15 protein-coding genes and 2 tRNA genes are annotated in these 18033 nt (G+C 54.1%); 11 read left to right on the forward strand and 6 right to left on the reverse strand.

Going from position 1 to position 18033, the window contains the following annotated elements:
- The first annotated feature begins 45 nt into the window (after positions 1–45).
- Both AAH450_RS20010 and AAH450_RS20015 read left to right on the forward strand, forming a co-directional pair.
- Positions 46–122, forward strand: a tRNA-Asp gene (locus tag AAH450_RS20010).
- Between the two features lie 7 nt (positions 123–129).
- A tRNA-Trp gene (locus AAH450_RS20015) sits at positions 130–205 on the forward strand.
- A gap of 218 nt (positions 206–423) precedes the next feature.
- Here the strand turns inward: AAH450_RS20015 and hdfR are convergent.
- The gene (hdfR, locus tag AAH450_RS20020) at positions 424–1248 is read right to left on the reverse strand and encodes an HTH-type transcriptional regulator HdfR (RefSeq protein ID WP_342911775.1); all 825 of its coding nucleotides are present in this window, start codon (positions 1246–1248) and stop codon (positions 424–426) included.
- Between the two features lie 121 nt (positions 1249–1369).
- Here hdfR and AAH450_RS20025 point away from each other — a divergent pair, with 121 nt between their 5' ends.
- A complete protein-coding gene (locus AAH450_RS20025) occupies positions 1370–1708 on the forward strand; it encodes a MaoP family protein (RefSeq protein WP_306208939.1) in 339 nt (112 codons plus the stop codon).
- A gap of 26 nt (positions 1709–1734) precedes the next feature.
- Here the strand turns inward: AAH450_RS20025 and AAH450_RS20030 are convergent, their stop codons facing one another.
- Positions 1735–3255, reverse strand: a complete 1521-nt coding sequence (locus AAH450_RS20030; RefSeq protein WP_342911776.1) for a YifB family Mg chelatase-like AAA ATPase — start codon at positions 3253–3255, stop codon at positions 1735–1737.
- A 347-nt stretch (positions 3256–3602) separates the two neighbouring features.
- Between AAH450_RS20030 and ilvL the strand changes: the two genes are divergently transcribed.
- The 6 genes from ilvL (at position 3603) to ilvA (ending at position 10150) form a co-directional block, all read left to right on the forward strand.
- Positions 3603–3701, forward strand: coding sequence for an ilv operon leader peptide (gene ilvL / locus AAH450_RS20035; protein WP_318792163.1), 99 nt, complete (start codon positions 3603–3605; stop codon positions 3699–3701).
- A 140-nt stretch (positions 3702–3841) separates the two neighbouring features.
- On the forward strand, positions 3842–5488 hold the full coding sequence (gene ilvG / locus AAH450_RS20040; RefSeq protein WP_342911777.1) for an acetolactate synthase 2 catalytic subunit: 1647 nt from the start codon (positions 3842–3844) through the stop codon (positions 5486–5488).
- Complete coding sequence (gene ilvM / locus AAH450_RS20045; protein WP_306208935.1) at positions 5485–5742, forward strand: acetolactate synthase 2 small subunit; 258 nt, start codon at positions 5485–5487, stop codon at positions 5740–5742. Before ilvG ends, ilvM begins: the two co-directional genes overlap by 4 nt.
- A gap of 18 nt (positions 5743–5760) precedes the next feature.
- Positions 5761–6687, forward strand: coding sequence for a branched-chain amino acid transaminase (locus AAH450_RS20050; RefSeq protein WP_306208934.1), 927 nt, complete (start codon positions 5761–5763; stop codon positions 6685–6687).
- Between the two features lie 62 nt (positions 6688–6749).
- Positions 6750–8600: a dihydroxy-acid dehydratase gene (gene ilvD, locus AAH450_RS20055; protein ID WP_342911778.1), complete on the forward strand. Its 1851-nt coding sequence runs from the start codon at positions 6750–6752 to the stop codon at positions 8598–8600.
- 2 nt (positions 8601–8602) lie between these two features.
- Entirely contained in the window at positions 8603–10150 is a 1548-nt protein-coding gene (gene ilvA, locus AAH450_RS20060; RefSeq protein WP_342911829.1) for a threonine ammonia-lyase, biosynthetic, read from the forward strand.
- Here ilvA and ilvY read toward each other — a convergent pair whose 3' ends face one another.
- A complete protein-coding gene (gene ilvY / locus AAH450_RS20065; RefSeq protein WP_342911779.1) occupies positions 10151–11032 on the reverse strand; it encodes an HTH-type transcriptional activator IlvY in 882 nt (293 codons plus the stop codon).
- A gap of 164 nt (positions 11033–11196) precedes the next feature.
- Between ilvY and ilvC the strand changes: the two genes are divergently transcribed.
- Positions 11197–12675, forward strand: a complete 1479-nt coding sequence (ilvC, locus tag AAH450_RS20070; RefSeq protein WP_342911780.1) for a ketol-acid reductoisomerase — start codon at positions 11197–11199, stop codon at positions 12673–12675.
- Between the two features lie 69 nt (positions 12676–12744).
- Here ilvC and ppiC read toward each other — a convergent pair whose 3' ends face one another.
- Complete coding sequence (ppiC, locus tag AAH450_RS20075; RefSeq protein ID WP_306208930.1) at positions 12745–13026, reverse strand: peptidylprolyl isomerase PpiC; 282 nt, start codon at positions 13024–13026, stop codon at positions 12745–12747.
- 89 nt (positions 13027–13115) lie between these two features.
- Here ppiC and rep point away from each other — a divergent pair, with 89 nt between their 5' ends.
- Positions 13116–15137: a DNA helicase Rep gene (gene rep, locus AAH450_RS20080; protein WP_342911781.1), complete on the forward strand. Its 2022-nt coding sequence runs from the start codon at positions 13116–13118 to the stop codon at positions 15135–15137.
- Between the two features lie 101 nt (positions 15138–15238).
- On the opposite strand, the gene gppA is transcribed toward rep, so the two are convergent.
- Together gppA and rhlB are read right to left on the reverse strand one after the other, a co-directional pair.
- Entirely contained in the window at positions 15239–16723 is a 1485-nt protein-coding gene (gppA, locus tag AAH450_RS20085; RefSeq protein WP_342911782.1) for a guanosine-5'-triphosphate,3'-diphosphate diphosphatase, read from the reverse strand.
- 7 nt (positions 16724–16730) lie between these two features.
- Complete coding sequence (gene rhlB, locus AAH450_RS20090; RefSeq protein ID WP_342911783.1) at positions 16731–18023, reverse strand: ATP-dependent RNA helicase RhlB; 1293 nt, start codon at positions 18021–18023, stop codon at positions 16731–16733.
- Between the last annotated feature and the right edge of the window lie 10 nt (positions 18024–18033).

Here is an 18033-nt window from a genome sequence, read left to right on the forward strand (position 1 = left end):
TACCTGAAGTCAGAAGAATTTTTCTGAAATCAGTACAGAATCGGTGGAGCGGTAGTTCAGTTGGTTAGAATACCTGCCTGTCACGCAGGGGGTCGCGGGTTCGAGCCCCGTCCGTTCCGCCACCCTTTTAGGGGCGTAGTTCAATTGGTAGAGCACCGGTCTCCAAAACCGGGTGTTGGGAGTTCGAGTCTCTCCGCCCCTGCCAAAATAAAAATAATCCTTTGCTCCGGCAAAGGATTTTTTTTGTCCTCAATAAACTCATCTCCCAGCTTTCAGGCGCAGAATTAATGAGCGCTCGCTCATCAACATTCTGATTTTCTCACCCAAAACGCCAATATCTGGCCCGTACTTGCTAAATAGTGCCGGTAAAATAAACGAAAAACGGCCACTAAATGGCCGTTACAGATGATTATTGTGGTCAATTTACTGCATATTCACCGGGAACTTGAGCAGCTGACGGATATGCGCTTGCTGATCGCTGTTCTGCAACCACACGGCATACAGCGGCCTTACTGCCACTGGCGTATCGGGAATGATGGTCAGATCCGGGTATTCGTTGTGCCAGATATCCGGTAAAAAGGCGCATGCGCCAGTGGTATGAAGCAGTTGTCGGGTTAAATGAGCCGACGTTGTGGTCAGCACCGGCACATCATCTGCACCGGCCAGATAGCTTTCATGCTGATGAAAATCTGCGCCCCACTCCAGCTTAATGTAGTCATATTTCTCGCGTTTATCCGATTTTCTCGACCGGTACAGCGTTAACGAGATATGCCCGATTTGCTCACTGGTTAATTCATCCATCTTAGGTGCCTCAGTGGTGATCAGCAGATCCAGCTGACGCTCATGAAGCTGCTTTACTAATAAATGACGCTGAGCAACGCGAGCCTCAAGGTGCAGGCTTTCCCGGTTCTCGTAGAGCGTCTGAAGCCACGGCGTAAGGTAAGCCTCCCACAGCGATGCACTGGCTCCAATAGAAAGCTCATGATGCTGCTGCGTGTGTGAGACCTCCTTTTTTGCCATTATCCACGTACTCATCAGGCTCTCGGCGTAAGGCAACAGGCGTTCACCGGCGGAGGTCAGCCGTATATTGTTACGATGACGGGTAAAAAGGTTCACTCCCAGCTGATTTTCAAGCTGCCTGATGCGAAAACTGACGGCAGATTGAGTGAGATAGAGCGCTTCAGCGGCACGTCCAAAGTGGCGGGTTCTGCTCACTTCCAGAAAGGTCTTCAATAATTCCGTATCCACATCCATCTCCTAAAAAACATTTGTCGTTATGATTTAAATGTTTTGTTTTACACTCTGTCAAGCCTATCTAATACTCCGCGCCATAAATAGCACGGCCATAAAAGAGTCAGGAGCGTGTAAAATGGCGGAAAGCTTCGCAACAACGAATCGTTTTTTTGATAACAAACATTACCCTCGCGGATTCTCGCGTCATGGTGATTTCACCATCAAAGAAGCCCAACTTCTTGAGCGTTATGGTTACGCTTTTAATGAGCTGGATCTGGCAAAGCGTGAGCCTGTGACGGAAGAAGAGCGTCTGTTCATCGAAGTGTGTCGCGGTATTCGCGAACCACAGAGTGAAGCAGAACGGGTCTGGTCAAAGTATATGACACGTATCAAACGTCCAAAGCGTTTTCATACGCTTTCTGGTGGCAAGCCACAGATGGAAGGTGTTGAAGACTATACGGATAGCGATGATTAAGCAAAAAGGGGCTGCGGCCCCTTTTTCTATTCCAGGCTCTTTTGCAAGTGAATGAGTAACCTGTCAATCCCCCGATAACTTAACGCTTCATGCAGATGCGCGCGCCGGATATCTTCTTGCTGTGCCAGATCCGCTATCGTTCGGGCCACTTTAAGAATGCGTTGCCAGGCCCTCACAGATAATCCCAGTTGGTTAAGCACCTCCTCCAGCCACTCCGCATCCTTAGTACTTATCTTACAGTCACGCAGGATCTCCTGAGGCGTCAGCAACGTATTGATTTTGTCGGCGCGATTAATCTGGCGCACACGGGCTGCCAGCACTCTTTCCCGGACGGTTTGGCTGCTCTCGCAGGCTTTACTCTGTTGGCTTAGCGAGCCGGCAGGAAGGAGAGGGACCTCCAGAGACAGGTCAAACCTGTCCAGGAAGGGGCCGGAAAGCTTATTAAGATAGCGAAGGGTCTGTTGTGGGGTGCTGCGATTATGTGTGCCCTGATAATGACCTGTCGGACTGGGGTTCATTGCGGCTATCAGCTGAAAGCGGGCGGGATAGGTTACCCTGGCCCGCGCACGTGAAAGGGAAATCTCCCCGGATTCCAGCGGCTCCCTGAGTGCCTCCAGCGTTTTGCGATCAAATTCTGGTAATTCATCCAGAAACAGCACGCCGTTATGGGCCAGAGAGATTTCGCCGGGTTTTGGTATGGCGCCGCCGCCAACCAGAGCATAACGTGATGAAGTGTGATGAGGCGCCCGGAAAGGCCGCTGACGCCATTGTTTATGCATCATGCCGCTACTGACCAGGCTGGCAATGGCCGCGCTCTCCAGGGCCTCTTTATCGCTTAATGGCGGCATCAGGCCATTGAGCCGGGTGGCCAGCATGGTTTTTCCTGTGCCGGGAGGGCCTGCAAGCAGAAGGTTATGGCCTCCTGCGGCACAAATCTCTAACGCCCGCTTTGCCTGCTGCTGTCCAACAATCTCATTCAGATCCCCGCCCCGCCAGGGGGCCGCAGTGCGCTCACAACGGGCGACTTTAAGCTCGATCTCTCCTGCTAAAAAGTGGCAGATATCAAGGAGATGATGACTGAGCAAGCTCGTACCATTTTGGATCAGGCCTGCCTCGTCCAGATTATCCGTAGAGAGGATTAACTGTCGCTGCGCCTGAGTGGCTGCCAGCGCAGCAGGGATCGCCCCCTGAACGCCCCGCAGAGCGCCTGTTAAAGCTAACTCGCCCAGGAATTCAAACTGTGACAGTTTATCTACAGGGATCTGCTCTGAGGCCGCCAGAATGGCTATCGCGATAGGGAGATCGTATCTGCCGCCCTCTTTAGGCAGATCGGCCGGGGCAAGATTGACGGTAATCCGCTTTGCCGGAAAGGTGAAACCACAATTAATGATCGCACTGCGCACCCGATCGCGTGCCTCTTTGACGGTGGTTTCTGGAAGTCCTACCAGTGAAAGCGCGGGCAGTCCGTTACTGATATGGACTTCAACAGAGACCAGGGGGGCTGTAATTCCGAGAGCGGCCCGGGTATAGGCGACAGATAGCGACATAAATCCTCCTTGTTTGCTCCAGCCTCTTCCCTCCGCAGGTTATTTTCCAGATGAGATAGTGGTTCTGCCGAGCCAGCCCGCATACTTTTGCGCCAGCACTACAAGATTGATACAAAAGGTAAGAGCCTTATTCCTGTAATGAGAAGCGCTTTTTTTGCACGCTTTTTGTTACGACAAGGGCGTAATGAATATTTTTCACTATTTGTCTTATTGACTGAATAACCTTTGTTTTTATGCTTTTTGTGAAGTCAGCAATAAAATTAAATGGTGAAAAAAGTTGAATTCATCTCACTAACTGTGATAACTCTGTAGGCATTACTTCGAATTAGCGAATATACCGAATACAAATGAAAGCCCTTCTACGAGTCATTAGCCTGGTCCTTCTTAACGTCGTCGTGATTATTATCACGCCGTGCGGGGCTACGCTCGGAGAAAGAAAGGCTTAAAAATCAAGCCTGATTTCAGAAGAACCCCCGCACCGAAAGGTCTGGGGGTTTTTTTTTGGCAGGTTATCAACGACAGAGGAACAGAAGATGAACAGTAGAATAAAATGCTGTTGTTCCAGGCTGAAGGCGGGGAAATAACTATGAATGGTGCTCAGTGGGTGGTTCAGGCGTTGCGTACGCAGGGTGTCGAGACTGTTTTCGGCTATCCGGGTGGGGCGATCATGCCTGTCTATGATGCGCTCTATGACGGAGGCGTCGAACACCTACTCTGCCGCCATGAGCAGGGCGCAGCAATGGCCGCCATCGGCTACGCGCGTTCTACCGGAAAAGTGGGCGTTTGCATTGCTACCTCTGGCCCCGGTGCCACCAACCTGATCACTGGCCTGGCGGATGCCATGATGGATTCCGTTCCTGTTGTTGCAATCACCGGCCAGGTCTCTTCTGCATTTATCGGGACGGATGCATTCCAGGAAATCGATGTACTGGGAATGTCCCTCTCCTGTACCAAACACAGCTTTCTGGTCGAAACGCTGGAGGAACTTCCGGAAGTGATGGCTGAAGCTTTTGCCATTGCTCAGTCGGGCCGCCCCGGCCCGGTACTGATCGACATTCCTAAAGATATCCAGTTAGCTGTTGGCGAATTCACGGCGCATCTGATGCCGGTAGAAGCCGAAGCTGACCATCCCCATCAGGCGTTGCAGCAGGCACGTGCGCTGCTGGCTCAGGCGAAAAAGCCGATTCTGTATGTCGGCGGCGGCGTGGGAATGGCGGGGGCGGTTGAAGCGTTGCGAGCGTTCGCTAAAGAGACCGGTATTCCCTGCGTGGCAACTCTTAAAGGTCTGGGTACGCCGGATGAACAAGATCCCTGTTATCTGGGTATGTTGGGTATGCATGGCACTAAAGCCGCAAACTATGCAGTCCAACAGTGCGACCTGCTGATCGCTGTAGGGGCACGCTTTGATGACCGTGTTACCGGAAAACTGAATACCTTTGCGCCTGAAGCCAGCGTGATTCACATGGATATCGACCCGGCTGAACTGAATAAACTGCGTCAGGCACACGTTGCCCTGCAAGGCGACTTAAATAAAATGCTGCCGGATTTGTATCAGCCGGTAGAGATCGCTGCCTGGCGTCAGCACGTCCAGCAGCTGAAAGCGGAAAATGGCTGGCGTTACGACCATCCCGGCGAAGCTATTTTCGCGCCGCTGTTCCTGAAACAGTTATCGGATCGTAAGCCAGCCAGCGCAGTAGTTACCACAGATGTTGGTCAGCACCAGATGTGGGCAGCCCAGCATATGAGCTTTAACCGCCCGGAAAACTTCATCACCTCCAGCGGATTAGGCACGATGGGTTTTGGTCTGCCAGCCGCAGTGGGTGCACAGGTAGCCCGCCCTGAAGATACGGTAATTTGCGTCTCGGGCGACGGCTCCTTCATGATGAACGTGCAGGAGCTGGGAACCCTTAAACGCAAGCAGCTGCCGGTAAAAATTGTGCTGATCGATAACCAGCGTTTGGGAATGGTTCGCCAGTGGCAGCAGTTGTTCTTCTCTGAACGCTACAGTGAAACCAATCTCTCTGATAATCCCGATTTCCTCACACTGGCCAGCGCTTTCAATATTCCCGGCCAGCGCATTACCCGTAAAGATCAGGTCGAAGCCGCACTAGACGCTTTGCTGCAAAGTGAAGGGCCATACATGCTCCACGTCGCAATTGACGAGCATGAGAACGTCTGGCCACTGGTGCCGCCGGGTGCCAGCAACGAAAATATGATGGAGAAAACCTCATGATGCAGCATCAATTGTCTATCGAAGCCCGTTTCAGACCCGAAATACTGGAGCGTATATTACGCGTCGTGCGCCACCGTGGTTTTCAGGTCTGCGCCATGAACATGGCGACAGGAAGCAACGCCGACAACATTAATATTGAAATGACCGTTGCCAGTCAGCGTCCAGTCGATTTACTGTCAACACAATTAAACAAGCTGATGGATGTCGCGTACGTCCAGATCCAACAACAGACAACACAACAAATCCGCGCCTGAGCGCGAAAGGAAATAAGAATGACGAAGAAAGCTGACTTTATCTGGTTCAATGGCGAGATGGTTAAGTGGGAAGACGCGAAAGTCAGCGTGATGTCCCATGCACTGCACTACGGTACGTCTGTCTTTGAAGGCGTCCGCTGCTACGACTCGCACAAAGGCCCGGTAGTCTTCCGCCATCGTGAGCACATGCAGCGCCTGCATGATTCTGCCAAGATTTACCGTTTCCCTGTCAGCCAGAGCGTCGACGAACTGATGGAAGCGTGCCGTGAAGTACTGCGCGTGAATAAACTTAAAAGTGCTTATATCCGTCCGCTGGTATTTGTCGGGGATGTCGGCCTGGGCGTTAACCCACCAGAAGGTTTCAGCACTGATGTGATCATCGCTGCCTTCCCATGGGGCGCCTATCTGGGTGCAGAAGCCCTGGAGCAAGGTATTGATGCGATGGTTTCCTCCTGGAACCGCGTAGCGCCAAACACTATCCCAACCGCGGCGAAGGCGGGGGGCAACTACCTCTCCTCACTGTTGGTCGGTAGCGAAGCGCGTCGTCACGGCTATCAGGAAGGTATCGCTCTGGATACTCAGGGTTACATCTCTGAAGGCGCGGGTGAAAACCTGTTCGAGGTGAAGGATGGTATTCTCTTTACCCCACCATTCACCTCTTCTGCGCTGCCGGGGATCACCCGTGATGCCATCATCAAGCTGGCAAAAGATATGGGTATTGAAGTTCGCGAGCAGGTGCTGTCGCGCGAATCACTCTATCTGGCGGATGAAGTCTTTATGTCGGGTACTGCTGCTGAAATCACCCCTGTCCGTAGCGTTGACGGTATTCAGGTGGGTGAAGGCAAGCGTGGCCCGGTTACCGCACGTATTCAGTCTGCGTTCTTTGGCCTGTTCACCGGCGAAACGGAAGACAAATGGGGCTGGCTGGATTCAGTTAACCCATAATAAAAAATACCTGAGCGGGCGTCGTATAGCGCCCGCGCACTATCTGATTCTGGAGTATGAGCATGCCTAAGTTACGTTCCGCAACCACCACCCATGGCCGCAATATGGCCGGCGCCCGTGCCTTATGGCGCGCAACCGGAATGACCGATGACGATTTCGGCAAGCCAATCATTGCGGTAGTTAACTCCTTTACCCAGTTTGTCCCTGGCCACGTTCACCTGCGTGATATGGGTAAGCTGGTTGCCGAGCAGATTGAAGCTTCCGGCGGCGTGGCAAAAGAGTTCAACACCATTGCGGTGGATGATGGGATCGCGATGGGTCATGGCGGCATGCTTTACTCCCTGCCGTCGCGTGAACTGATCGCAGACTCCGTCGAGTACATGGTAAATGCCCACTGTGCTGATGCCATGGTCTGTATCTCCAACTGCGACAAAATCACGCCGGGAATGCTGATGGCTTCCCTGCGTCTGAATATTCCGGTGATCTTCGTCTCCGGCGGCCCGATGGAAGCGGGTAAAACCAAGCTCTCTGACAAAATCATTAAGCTGGACCTGGTTGACGCGATGATTCAGGGTGCAAACCCTAACGTCAGCGATGCGGATAGCGAGCAGATTGAACGCTCAGCCTGCCCAACCTGTGGCTCCTGTTCTGGCATGTTTACCGCTAACTCGATGAACTGCCTGACCGAAGCGCTGGGCCTTTCGCAACCGGGCAACGGCTCGCTGCTGGCTACCCATGCAGACCGTAAAGAGCTGTTCCTGAATGCTGGCAAGCGCATCGTCGAACTGACTAAACGTTATTACCAGCAGGATGATGAAACGGCTCTGCCACGTAACATCGCTAATAAAGCCGCTTTTGAGAACGCCATGACGCTGGATATCGCCATGGGAGGTTCCACGAATACCGTTCTGCACCTGCTGGCTGCTGCGCTGGAAGGCGATATCGACTTCAATATGTCCGATATCGATCGCCTGTCACGTAAGGTGCCACACCTGTGTAAAGTGGCGCCAAGCACACCGAAATATCATATGGAAGACGTACACCGCGCTGGTGGCGTGTTCGGCATTCTGGGCGAACTGAGCCGTGCCGGTCTGATGAATCAGGACGTGCGTAACGTGCTGGGCCTCAGCTTGCAGGAAACGCTGGATCAGTACGACATCATGCTGACCAAAAATGAAGATGTGAAAAAGATGTTCCGGGCTGGCCCTGCGGGCATCCGTACCACGCAGGCCTTCTCGCAGGACTGCCGCTGGGAGACACTGGATGATGACCGTCAGGAAGGCTGTATTCGCTCGCGTGAATTCGCTTTCAGTCAGGATGGTGGTCTGGCGGTGCTGTACGGCAACATGGCGGAAGATGGCTGTATTGTTAAAACCGCTGGCGTGGAGAAAGAGAGCCACACCTTCCGTGGTCCGGCCAAAGTTTACGAAAGCCAGGATGATGCCGTAGCCGCAATCCTGGGCGGCAAGGTCGTTGCCGGTGATGTGGTGGTTATCCGCTATGAAGGACCTAAAGGCGGGCCAGGCATGCAGGAAATGCTCTACCCAACTACCTATCTGAAATCTATGGGGCTGGGGAAAAGCTGTGCGCTGATCACCGATGGCCGCTTCTCGGGCGGGACTTCCGGGCTTTCCATCGGCCACGTTTCACCCGAAGCTGGTAGCGGCGGCACTATAGCGCTGGTGAAAGATGGCGACATCATCGACATCGATATCCCTAACCGCGGCATCAAGCTGGAGGTGCCGGACAATGAGCTGCACGCCCGCCGTGAAGAGGAAGAGGCCCGTGGTAGCGAGGCTTACACGCCACACGGTCGTGAACGTGAAGTCTCTTATGCTCTGCGTGCTTATGCCTTACTGGCAACCAGCGCAGACAAAGGTGCGGTACGTGACAAGAGCAAGCTGGGAGGCTGACAATTATGGCTGAGTCTCAACCGCTACCCGCCGAGCCTTGCGGCGCGGAGTATCTGCGGGCGGTTCTCCGCTCGCCGGTCTACGAAGTGGCGCAGGTTACGCCGTTGCAAAAGATGGAGAAGATCTCTTCCCGTCTGGGCAACACCATTTTAGTCAAGCGTGAGGATCGCCAGCCGGTGCACAGCTTTAAGCTGCGTGGCGCTTACGCGATGATCTCAACGCTGAATGAAGAGCAGAAAGCGCGTGGAGTGATTACCGCTTCCGCGGGTAACCATGCTCAGGGCGTGGCGCTTTCAGCAACGCGGTTAGGCATTAAATCGCTGATCGTGATGCCAGTGGCGACTGCCGATATCAAAGTGGATGCGGTCAGGGCATTTGGCGGTGAGACCTTCCTTTTTGGGGCCAATTTCGATGAAGCCAAAGCCAAAGCGATCGAACTGGCGGAGCTAAAAGGCTACACCTTTGTGCCGCCTTTTGATCATCCGATGGTGATAGCCGGGCAGGGTACGCTGGCGATGGAGCTGTTGCAGCAGGATGCCCATCTTGATCGGGTATTTGTTCCCGTGGGCGGTGGCGGCCTGGCAGCTGGTGTTGCCGTGCTGATCAAACAGCTGATGCCGCAGATCAAAGTGATCGCGGTGGAAGCTGAAGATTCCGCCTGCCTGAAAGCGGCGCTGGATGCGGGGCATCCCGTCGATCTGCCGCGCGTCGGGCTGTTTGCTGAAGGCGTGGCGGTGAAGCGCATCGGCAACGAAACCTTCCGCCTGTGCCAGGAATATCTGGATGACATCATCACCGTGGACAGCGATGCTATCTGTGCGGCGATGAAGGATCTGTTTGAGGATGTCCGGGCAGTGGCAGAACCTTCGGGTGCGCTGGCGCTGGCCGGGATGAAAAAATATATTCAGCAGCACCAGATTCAGGGAGAGCGCCTGGCGCACGTGCTTTCAGGGGCGAACGTAAACTTTCACGGTTTACGCTACGTCTCTGAACGTTGCGAGCTGGGAGAACAACGAGAGGCGCTGCTGGCCGTCACTATTCCAGAGCAGAAAGGCAGTTTCCTGAAATTTTGTCAGCTGCTGGGCGGCCGTTCTGTCACCGAGTTCAACTACCGTTACGCCAATGCTGATAACGCCTGCATTTTTGTCGGTGTGCGTCTGACGCGTGGTCTGGAAGAGCGGGGCGAAATTTTGTCGCTGCTGGATGAGGGCGGTTATAAAGTTGTTGACCTCTCTGATGATGAAATGGCCAAGCTGCACGTGCGTTATATGGTGGGTGGTCGTCCTTCCAAGCCGCTGCGTGAACGCCTGTTCAGCTTTGAGTTCCCTGAAGCGCCGGGTGCGCTGCTGCGCTTCCTGCAAACGCTCGGCACGCACTGGAACATTTCCCTGTTCCACTATCGCAGCCACGGCACCGACTATGGCCGGGTGCTGGCAGGCTTTGAGCTGAGCGAGAGCGAACCGCAGTTTGAGGAGCATTTGCAGGCGCTGGGTTACGATTTTCATGACGAAACCCATAACCCGGCGTTCAGTTTCTTCCTGGCGGGTTAGCTACATTAGCGACCAGAACGCATCAATAAGCGGCTCATTGAGCCGCTTTTTTTGTACGCAAACGCCAAGCTCAAACGGGGCGACCATCTCCACGTTATCCAGTTCAAGAATACGGTTGCGAATCGGTTCCGGGCTGTTCTCCAGCACCACATCCGGCAGCAGGGCAATGCCACACCCTAACGCCACCATCGACACTATCGCTTCATGGCCCGACACCGTGGCGTATATCAGCGGATTCGGGATACGCCGACGGCGGAACCAGAGATCGATGCGCTGTCGGGCAGGCCCCTGATCCGGCAGGATAAAGGGGATCTCTGACCAGTCCGGTTCCGGCTGGGTAGCCTGAGTGCGAACGGGACAAGGCAGAGCCGGGGCGATCAGAACAAGCGGGATCAGCCCAATCGGCGTAAAACCTATACTGGCAGGAAGCGTTTCCGGCCTGCCGGCAATAGCAATATCAGCTTCGGCGCTCTGAACCTTTTCCACTGCATCGGCGGCGTCGCCTGTGGTCAGTTTGATCTCAACCAGCGGATGCTCAGCACGAAACCGGTCAAGAATGGGCGGCAAATGGCTGTAAGCCGCCGTCACCGAACAGAACAGGCGCAGTTCCCCACTGAGTGAGGGGCCGTTCTGGCCTATTGAATGGAGCAGCTGCTGGTATTGCAAAAGCGTGTGCTGTGCGAACAGGCGAAGCTGATCCCCGGCATCGGTCAGCGTGACTGTGCGGTTGTCACGCAGGAATAACGCCTGGCCCAGATCCTCTTCAAGGCGCTGTATCTGGCGCGAAAGCGTGGAAGGGCTGACATGCATTGCTCGCGCGCTGCGGCCGAAGTGGCGGCTTTCGGCCAGGTGAAGGAACAGTTTCAGGTCACGTAAATCCATGCGCTACAGGCCTCATTTTTGCGTTGCAGTTCTTGCAATATCACGTTGTTAATATATCAATTTAAGCAATGCATTTCCTGTCATATGATAGGAATTATTCAGGGTGAGCAGCGTTGTGACTCATCACCAGATAAAAGACCGACCCAACCCTATACGGAGTTTCCATGGCTAACTATTTCAATACTTTGAACCTGCGCAATCAGCTGGCGCAATTAGGTAAATGTCGCTTCATGTCACGTGAAGAATTTGCTGACGAAGCAAGCTACCTGAAAGGGAAAAAAGTCGTCATCGTTGGTTGTGGTGCTCAGGGCCTGAACCAGGGCCTTAACATGCGCGACTCCGGTCTGGATATCGCTTATGCCCTGCGCGCTGAAGCCATCGCTGAAAAACGCGCTTCATGGCGTAAAGCCACTGAAAATGGTTTCAAAGTAGGAACTTATGAAGAGCTGATCCCGCAGGCCGATCTGGTGGTTAACCTGACGCCGGACAAGCAGCACTCCGCCGTGGTGCAGGCGGTTCAGCCGCTGATGAAAGAGGGCGCAGCGCTGGGTTACTCTCACGGCTTTAACATCGTTGAAGTGGGCGAGCAGGTTCGTAAAGATATCACCGTGGTCATGGTTGCGCCGAAATGTCCTGGCACCGAAGTACGTGAAGAGTACAAACGTGGCTTCGGCGTGCCAACGCTGATTGCGGTTCACCCGGAAAACGATCCAAAAGGCGAAGGCATGGCGATTGCCAAAGCCTGGGCCGCGGCGACCGGTGGTCATCGTGCTGGCGTGCTGGAATCTTCCTTCGTGGCAGAAGTGAAATCTGACCTGATGGGTGAGCAGACCATCCTCTGCGGCATGTTGCAGGCCGGTTCTCTGCTCTGCTTCGACAAGCTGGTAGCGGAAGGGACCGACCCCGCTTATGCCGAGAAACTGATCCAGTTCGGCTGGGAAACCGTGACCGAAGCGCTGAAGCAGGGCGGCATTACTCTGATGATGGATCGCCTCTCTAATCCGGCGAAAGTTCGTGCGTATGCCCTCTCCGAGCAGCTGAAAACCATTATGGCACCGCTGTTCCAGAAGCATATGGATGACATCATCTCCGGTGAATTCTCCTCCGGCATGATGGCTGACTGGGCAAATGATGATAAAAAACTGCTGGGCTGGCGTGAAGAGACCGGTAAAACCGCCTTCGAAACGGCACCGCAGTTTGAAGGCAAAATTGCCGAGCAGGATTACTTCGATGAAGGCGTAGTGATGATAGCCATGGTGAAAGCGGGCGTTGAGCTGGCGTTTGAAACCATGGTGGCTGCGGGCATCATTGAAGAGTCTGCTTACTACGAATCACTGCACGAGCTGCCGCTGATTGCGAACACCATCGCCCGTAAGCGTCTGTATGAGATGAACGTGGTTATCTCCGACACCGCTGAATATGGTAACTACCTCTTCTCTTACGCGGCAGTTCCGCTGCTGAAAGAATTTATGACCACCTTGCAGCCGGGCGATTTGGGCAAAGAAAAGGCATCTTCAACCGCCATCGACAACGCGCAGCTGCGTGACGTCAATGAAGCGATTCGCCATCACCCAATTGAAGCTGTTGGCCGTAAACTGCGTGGCTACATGACCGACATGAAGCGTATCGCTGTAGCAGGCTGATAACAGCGTGTCCGGCCTGAAATAAAAAAGAGCGGAATTCCGCTCTTTTTTTTCGTCTGCGCACTACTGCTAGTTGCGGTACAACACTTTAATCACGTGATAACCGAACTGGGTATGCAGCGGGCCGTAAGGCACCAGAAGCGGGCAGGAGAACACCACTTTATCGAAAGCGGGTACCATTGCGCCCTGCTTGAATTCACCTAAGTGACCGCCTTTTTTACCCGAAGGGCAGGTGGAGTGCTTTTTAGCCAGTTTCTCGAAATCTGCGCCCTGTTCCAGCTGAGCCAGAATCTCCTGCGCCTGTTTCTCTTCCTTTACAAGGATATGGAGTGCTGCTGCGGTTTTTGCCATGATCGTACCTTGAGTCGTATGGATGCTGCTGGCTATACTACCACGCTGAATTTCTCTTTCCTTCTGTCATTTCATCGAGCGACTTCCCTATGCGTCTGAATCCTGGCCAACAACATGCCGTCGAATTTGTTACCGGACCCTGTCTGGTACTGGCCGGTGCGGGGTCGGGCAAAACGCGCGTGATCACCAATAAAATAGCGCACCTGATCCGCGAATGCGGTTACCAGGCCCGGCATATTGCTGCGGTAACCTTTACCAATAAAGCCTCGCGAGAGATGAAAGAGCGCGTGGCGCAAACGCTGGGGCGCAAAGAAGCGCGTGGGTTAATGATTTCAACCTTCCATACGCTGGGGCTGGAGATCATTAAACGTGAATATGCTGCTCTGGGAATGAAATCCAACTTCTCGCTGTTTGACGACCAGGATCAGCTGGCGCTGCTGAAAGATCTGACCGAAGAGTGGCTGGAAAACGATAAAAATCTGCTGCAACAGCTGATTTCAACGATCTCTAACTGGAAAAACGATCTGATGGATCCAGGCCGTGCGGCGGCAGGCGCCCAGTCGGAAAGAGATAAACTCTTTGCTCATTGCTACGGGCTGTATGACAAACACCTCAAGTCCTGCAACGTGCTCGACTTCGATGACCTCATTCTGCTGCCCACGCTGCTTTTCCAGCGCAACCTGGAGGTGCGGGAACGGTGGCAGCAGCGCATTCGTTACCTGCTGGTGGATGAATATCAGGACACCAACACCAGCCAGTACGAGCTGGTGAAACTGCTGGTGGGTTCTCGTGCCCGCTTTACCGTGGTAGGAGATGACGATCAGTCCATCTACTCCTGGCGCGGCGCGCGGCCGCAAAATCTTGTGCTGCTAAAAGAAGATTTTCCCGCTTTGCAGGTGATCAAGCTTGAGCAGAATTACCGCTCATCTGAGCGCATTCTGAAAGCGGCAAATATCCTGATTGCCAATAACCCACATGTATTTGAAAAGCGGCTTTTTTCCGAACTGGGTTACGGCGCTGAGCTGAAAGTGGTGACGGCAAATCATGAGGATCACGAAGCCGAGAGGGTGATCGGCGAGCTGATAGCGCATCACTTTATTAACAAGACCCAGTACAAGGATTACGCCATTCTTTATCGCGGTAATCACCAGTCGCGGGTTTTTGAAAAAATGCTGATGCAGAACCGCATTCCTTATCGCATTTCCGGGGGAACCTCGTTCTTCTCCAGACCGGAAATCAAGGATCTGCTGGCCTATCTGCGCATTCTTACCAACCCTAATGATGACAGCGCTTTTATGCGCATTGTGAACACCCCCAGGCGCGAGATTGGTCCGGCGACACTTCAGAAGCTGGGCGAGTGGGCCATGCAGCGCAATAAAAGCCTGTTCACTGCCAGTTTTGATATGGGGCTGGGCCAGACGCTTTCCGGTCGCGGCCTGGAATCTCTCCAGCGTTTTACCTTCTGGCTTCAGGAGGTGGCTCAGCTGGCCGAGCGTGAGCCGGTGGCAGCAGTACGGGACCTGATCCGTGGCGTTGATTATGAGAGCTGGCTGTTTGAAACCTCTGCCAGCCCCAAAGCGGCTGAAATGCGCATGAAGAACGTCAACACGCTGTTCCAGTGGATGACGGAGATGCTGGAAGGCAGCGATATTGATGAGCCGATGACGCTGACTCAGGTGGTAACACGCTTTACGCTGCGCGACATGATGGAGCGCGGGGAAAGCGAGGAAGACGCGGATCAGGTTCAGCTGATGACGCTGCACGCCTCGAAAGGGCTGGAGTTCCCCTACGTCTATCTTGTCGGCATGGAAGAAGGCTTGCTGCCGCATCAGAGCAGTATTGATGAGAATAACGTGGAAGAGGAGCGCAGGCTGGCTTACGTGGGCATTACCCGCGCGCGTAAAGAGCTGACGTTTTCTCTGTGCCGTGAGCGCCGTCAGTATGGTGAGGTGATCCGTCCTGAGCCGAGCCGTTTCCTGCTGGAACTGCCGCAGGATGATGTAAAATGGGAAAGCGAGCGCAAGGTCGTGAGCGCCGAAGAGCGGATGCAGACAGGGCAGAGCCGCGTGGCTAACCTGAAGGCGATGCTGGAAAAGGCGAAAAGCAGATAAGCACGCTGGTTTTGCGCAGAGTAAAAAAAGGGCCAGAGGCCCTTTTTTACTGGCTGCTTTCAGCCCTTGTCACCAGAAGGGCTTTACAGCCCTCAGACGCTTCAGCCAACGGTCAGCGACCAGTGCACATAGCTCTGCCAGTGGCACTCCTGATCCAGCAACTCGGCCCTCAGCGGATGCGCCTCCAGCCAGCCAGCCGGTAACGTCACATGTAACGCATCCTCATCCGCATGCAGCCGCACTGCGGGCAGAGTGTCATCCCGCCTGCGGCTTGAGAAAATAATGGCCAGCCGCAGCAATCGGCACAGCCTTTCCGCCATACGCGGAGGAACGGCATTTTGCTGGCTGAGTAGCGCCAGATCGATGCTGTTCACCTGATTTTGCAGCAGAGTTGCCAGGAGTTTTTTCTGCGCGGGGGTAAAGCCAGGAAGATCGAGATGACGAATTAAATAGGCGGCATGCTGGGGTGCCTGTTTGAAGTCCACGCTAAGCCCAATTTCATGCATCAGGCAGGCGCTGTCCAGCAGCTCGCGACATCGCTCATCCAGCTTCCAGCTCTGGCTCACCTGACGGACAAAACTCTCTGCGAGCAGACGAACACGATCGGCCTGTTCAGCATCGATATTAAAACGGCGCTGGATATTGTGCAGCGTGCGGTTGCGGATATCCCGATCCACCGGCAGATGCAGCATGCCGTAGACCAGTCCTTCACGCAGCGCGCCGCCTGCCAGCGTCATACTGCTGATATTCAGTTCGGTGAAAATGGCAATCAGAATGGACAAGCCGCTGGGGAAAACCAGCGCCCGCTCCAGCGTCAGCCCTTCGATCTCCAGTTCTTCCAGCTTGCCGCACTGAATGGCACGCTGCTTGAGCTGTTGCAATTTACTCAGGGTGATACGTTCATCCATGCCCTGAGCCATCATGATCTCCTGCAACGCCTGCACCGTGCCGGAAGCGCCGACGCAAACCTGCCAGCCCTGCTCACGCAACTGCGCAGCGATTGGCTGAATCATCATCCGGGCGGCCTGTTCAGCCTGTTCGAAATTCTCTTTTCCCAGATGACGATCGCCAAAATAGCGTTCCAGCCAGGTGACACAGCCCATCGACAGACTGAAAAGAGAGGTAGTTTGCGAACCGCTGCCGGTCACCAGTTCCGTGCTGCCGCCACCAATATCGACGACCAGCCTTTTATCTGAGCCACCGGTGGTGTGCGCCACACCCTGATAAATCAGCCGGGCTTCTTCTTCACCGCTGATAACATTGATGGCAGAGCCAAGAATTTGCTGAGCAGTTTGCAGGAAGGTGCCAGCATTCGCAGCGAGCCTGAGCGTGGCGGTGGCAACAACGCGAATTTGTTCTGCGGGAATATCCTGCAACTGCTCTGAGAACAGCCGCAGGCATTGCCAGCCTCGCTCCATCGCCTCATCAGAGAGATGGCTTTCGCTATCGAGGCCAGCTGCCAGCCGCACTTTGCGCTTGATGCGCGCCACGGTCTGGATGGTGCCGGCAACTTCGCGCACCACCAACATATGAAAACTGTTCGATCCCAGATCGATAGCAGCATAGAGTGATGACGCGCTCAGCATGGCAGCCTTAACCTGAACGCTTGCGGTTATTATTGCGTGGCGCACTGCTACGGCGATTGTTGTTGCCGCCGCGACGTGGGCCATTGCCAGAGCGACTACGGGTTAACCGTTTCGCTGGCGGTAAGTCACTCATCAGCGCATCGCTGTTGTAACGGCTTACGGTAATGCTGTGACCGATATACTCTTCGATAGCGGGCAGATTCAGCGCGTACTCTTCACAGGCCAGGCTGATTGAGTGCCCGTTGGCGCCAGCACGTCCGGTACGACCAATACGGTGAACGTAATCTTCACGATCGTCCGGTAAGTCATAGTTAAAGACGTGCGTCACGGCTGGAATATGCAGTCCACGGGCGGCAACGTCAGTCGCGACCAGGATATCCAAATCCCCTTTAGTGAAGTCGTCCAGAATACGCAGACGCTTTTTCTGTGCCACATCACCGGTCAACAGGCCAACACGGTGACCATCCGCAGCCAGATGGCCCCAGATATCTTCACAACGATGTTTGGTGTTGGCGAAGATAATGGCGCGATCCGGCCACTCTTCTTCCAGCAAGGTTTGCAGAAGACGCATTTTTTCTTCATTAGAAGGGTAGAACAGCTCTTCTTTGATGCGGTGACCGGTTTTCTGCTCCGGCTCCACTTCCACATATTCGGCATTGTTCATGTTTTCAAAGGCCAGTTCACGAACCCGGAAAGAGAGCGTGGCGGAGAAAAGCATGTTTAAACGCTGGTTTGCTGCCGGCATACGGCGGAACAGCCAGCGGATATCTTTGATAAAGCCGAGATCGAACATGCGATCCGCTTCATCAAGCACGACCACCTGAATGGCGCCAAGGTTAACGTGATTCTGTTTAGCGTAATCGATCAGGCGACCCGTGGTGCCGATCAAAATGTCTACGCCGCTTTCCAGCACTTTCAGCTGCTTATCATAGCCGTCGCCGCCGTAAGCCAGCCCGAGTTTGAGGCCAGTTGCCTGCGTCAGCGGTTCAGCATCGGCATGAATTTGCACGGCTAATTCGCGGGTCGGGGCGAGGATCAGCGCACGCGGCTGATTCACCTGACGCCCTTCTGGTGCAGGGTGAGAAAGAAGATGATGGAACGTTGACGTCAGAAACGCCATCGTTTTCCCGGTACCGGTTTGCGCCTGTCCCGCTACATCACGCCCTGAGAGCGTGAAAGGTAATGCCAGCGCCTGAATCGGCGTGCAGTTATGAAAGCCTTTAGTTTCAAGGGCTTCAATCACCTGAGGGTGCAGGGCGAAGTCGGAAAACTTCTGTTCAGTTAAGTGTGTTTTGCTCATAGTGTGGTAG

The organism is Erwinia magellanica (assembly GCF_039023495.1).
Lineage (GTDB): Bacteria > Pseudomonadota > Gammaproteobacteria > Enterobacterales > Enterobacteriaceae > Erwinia.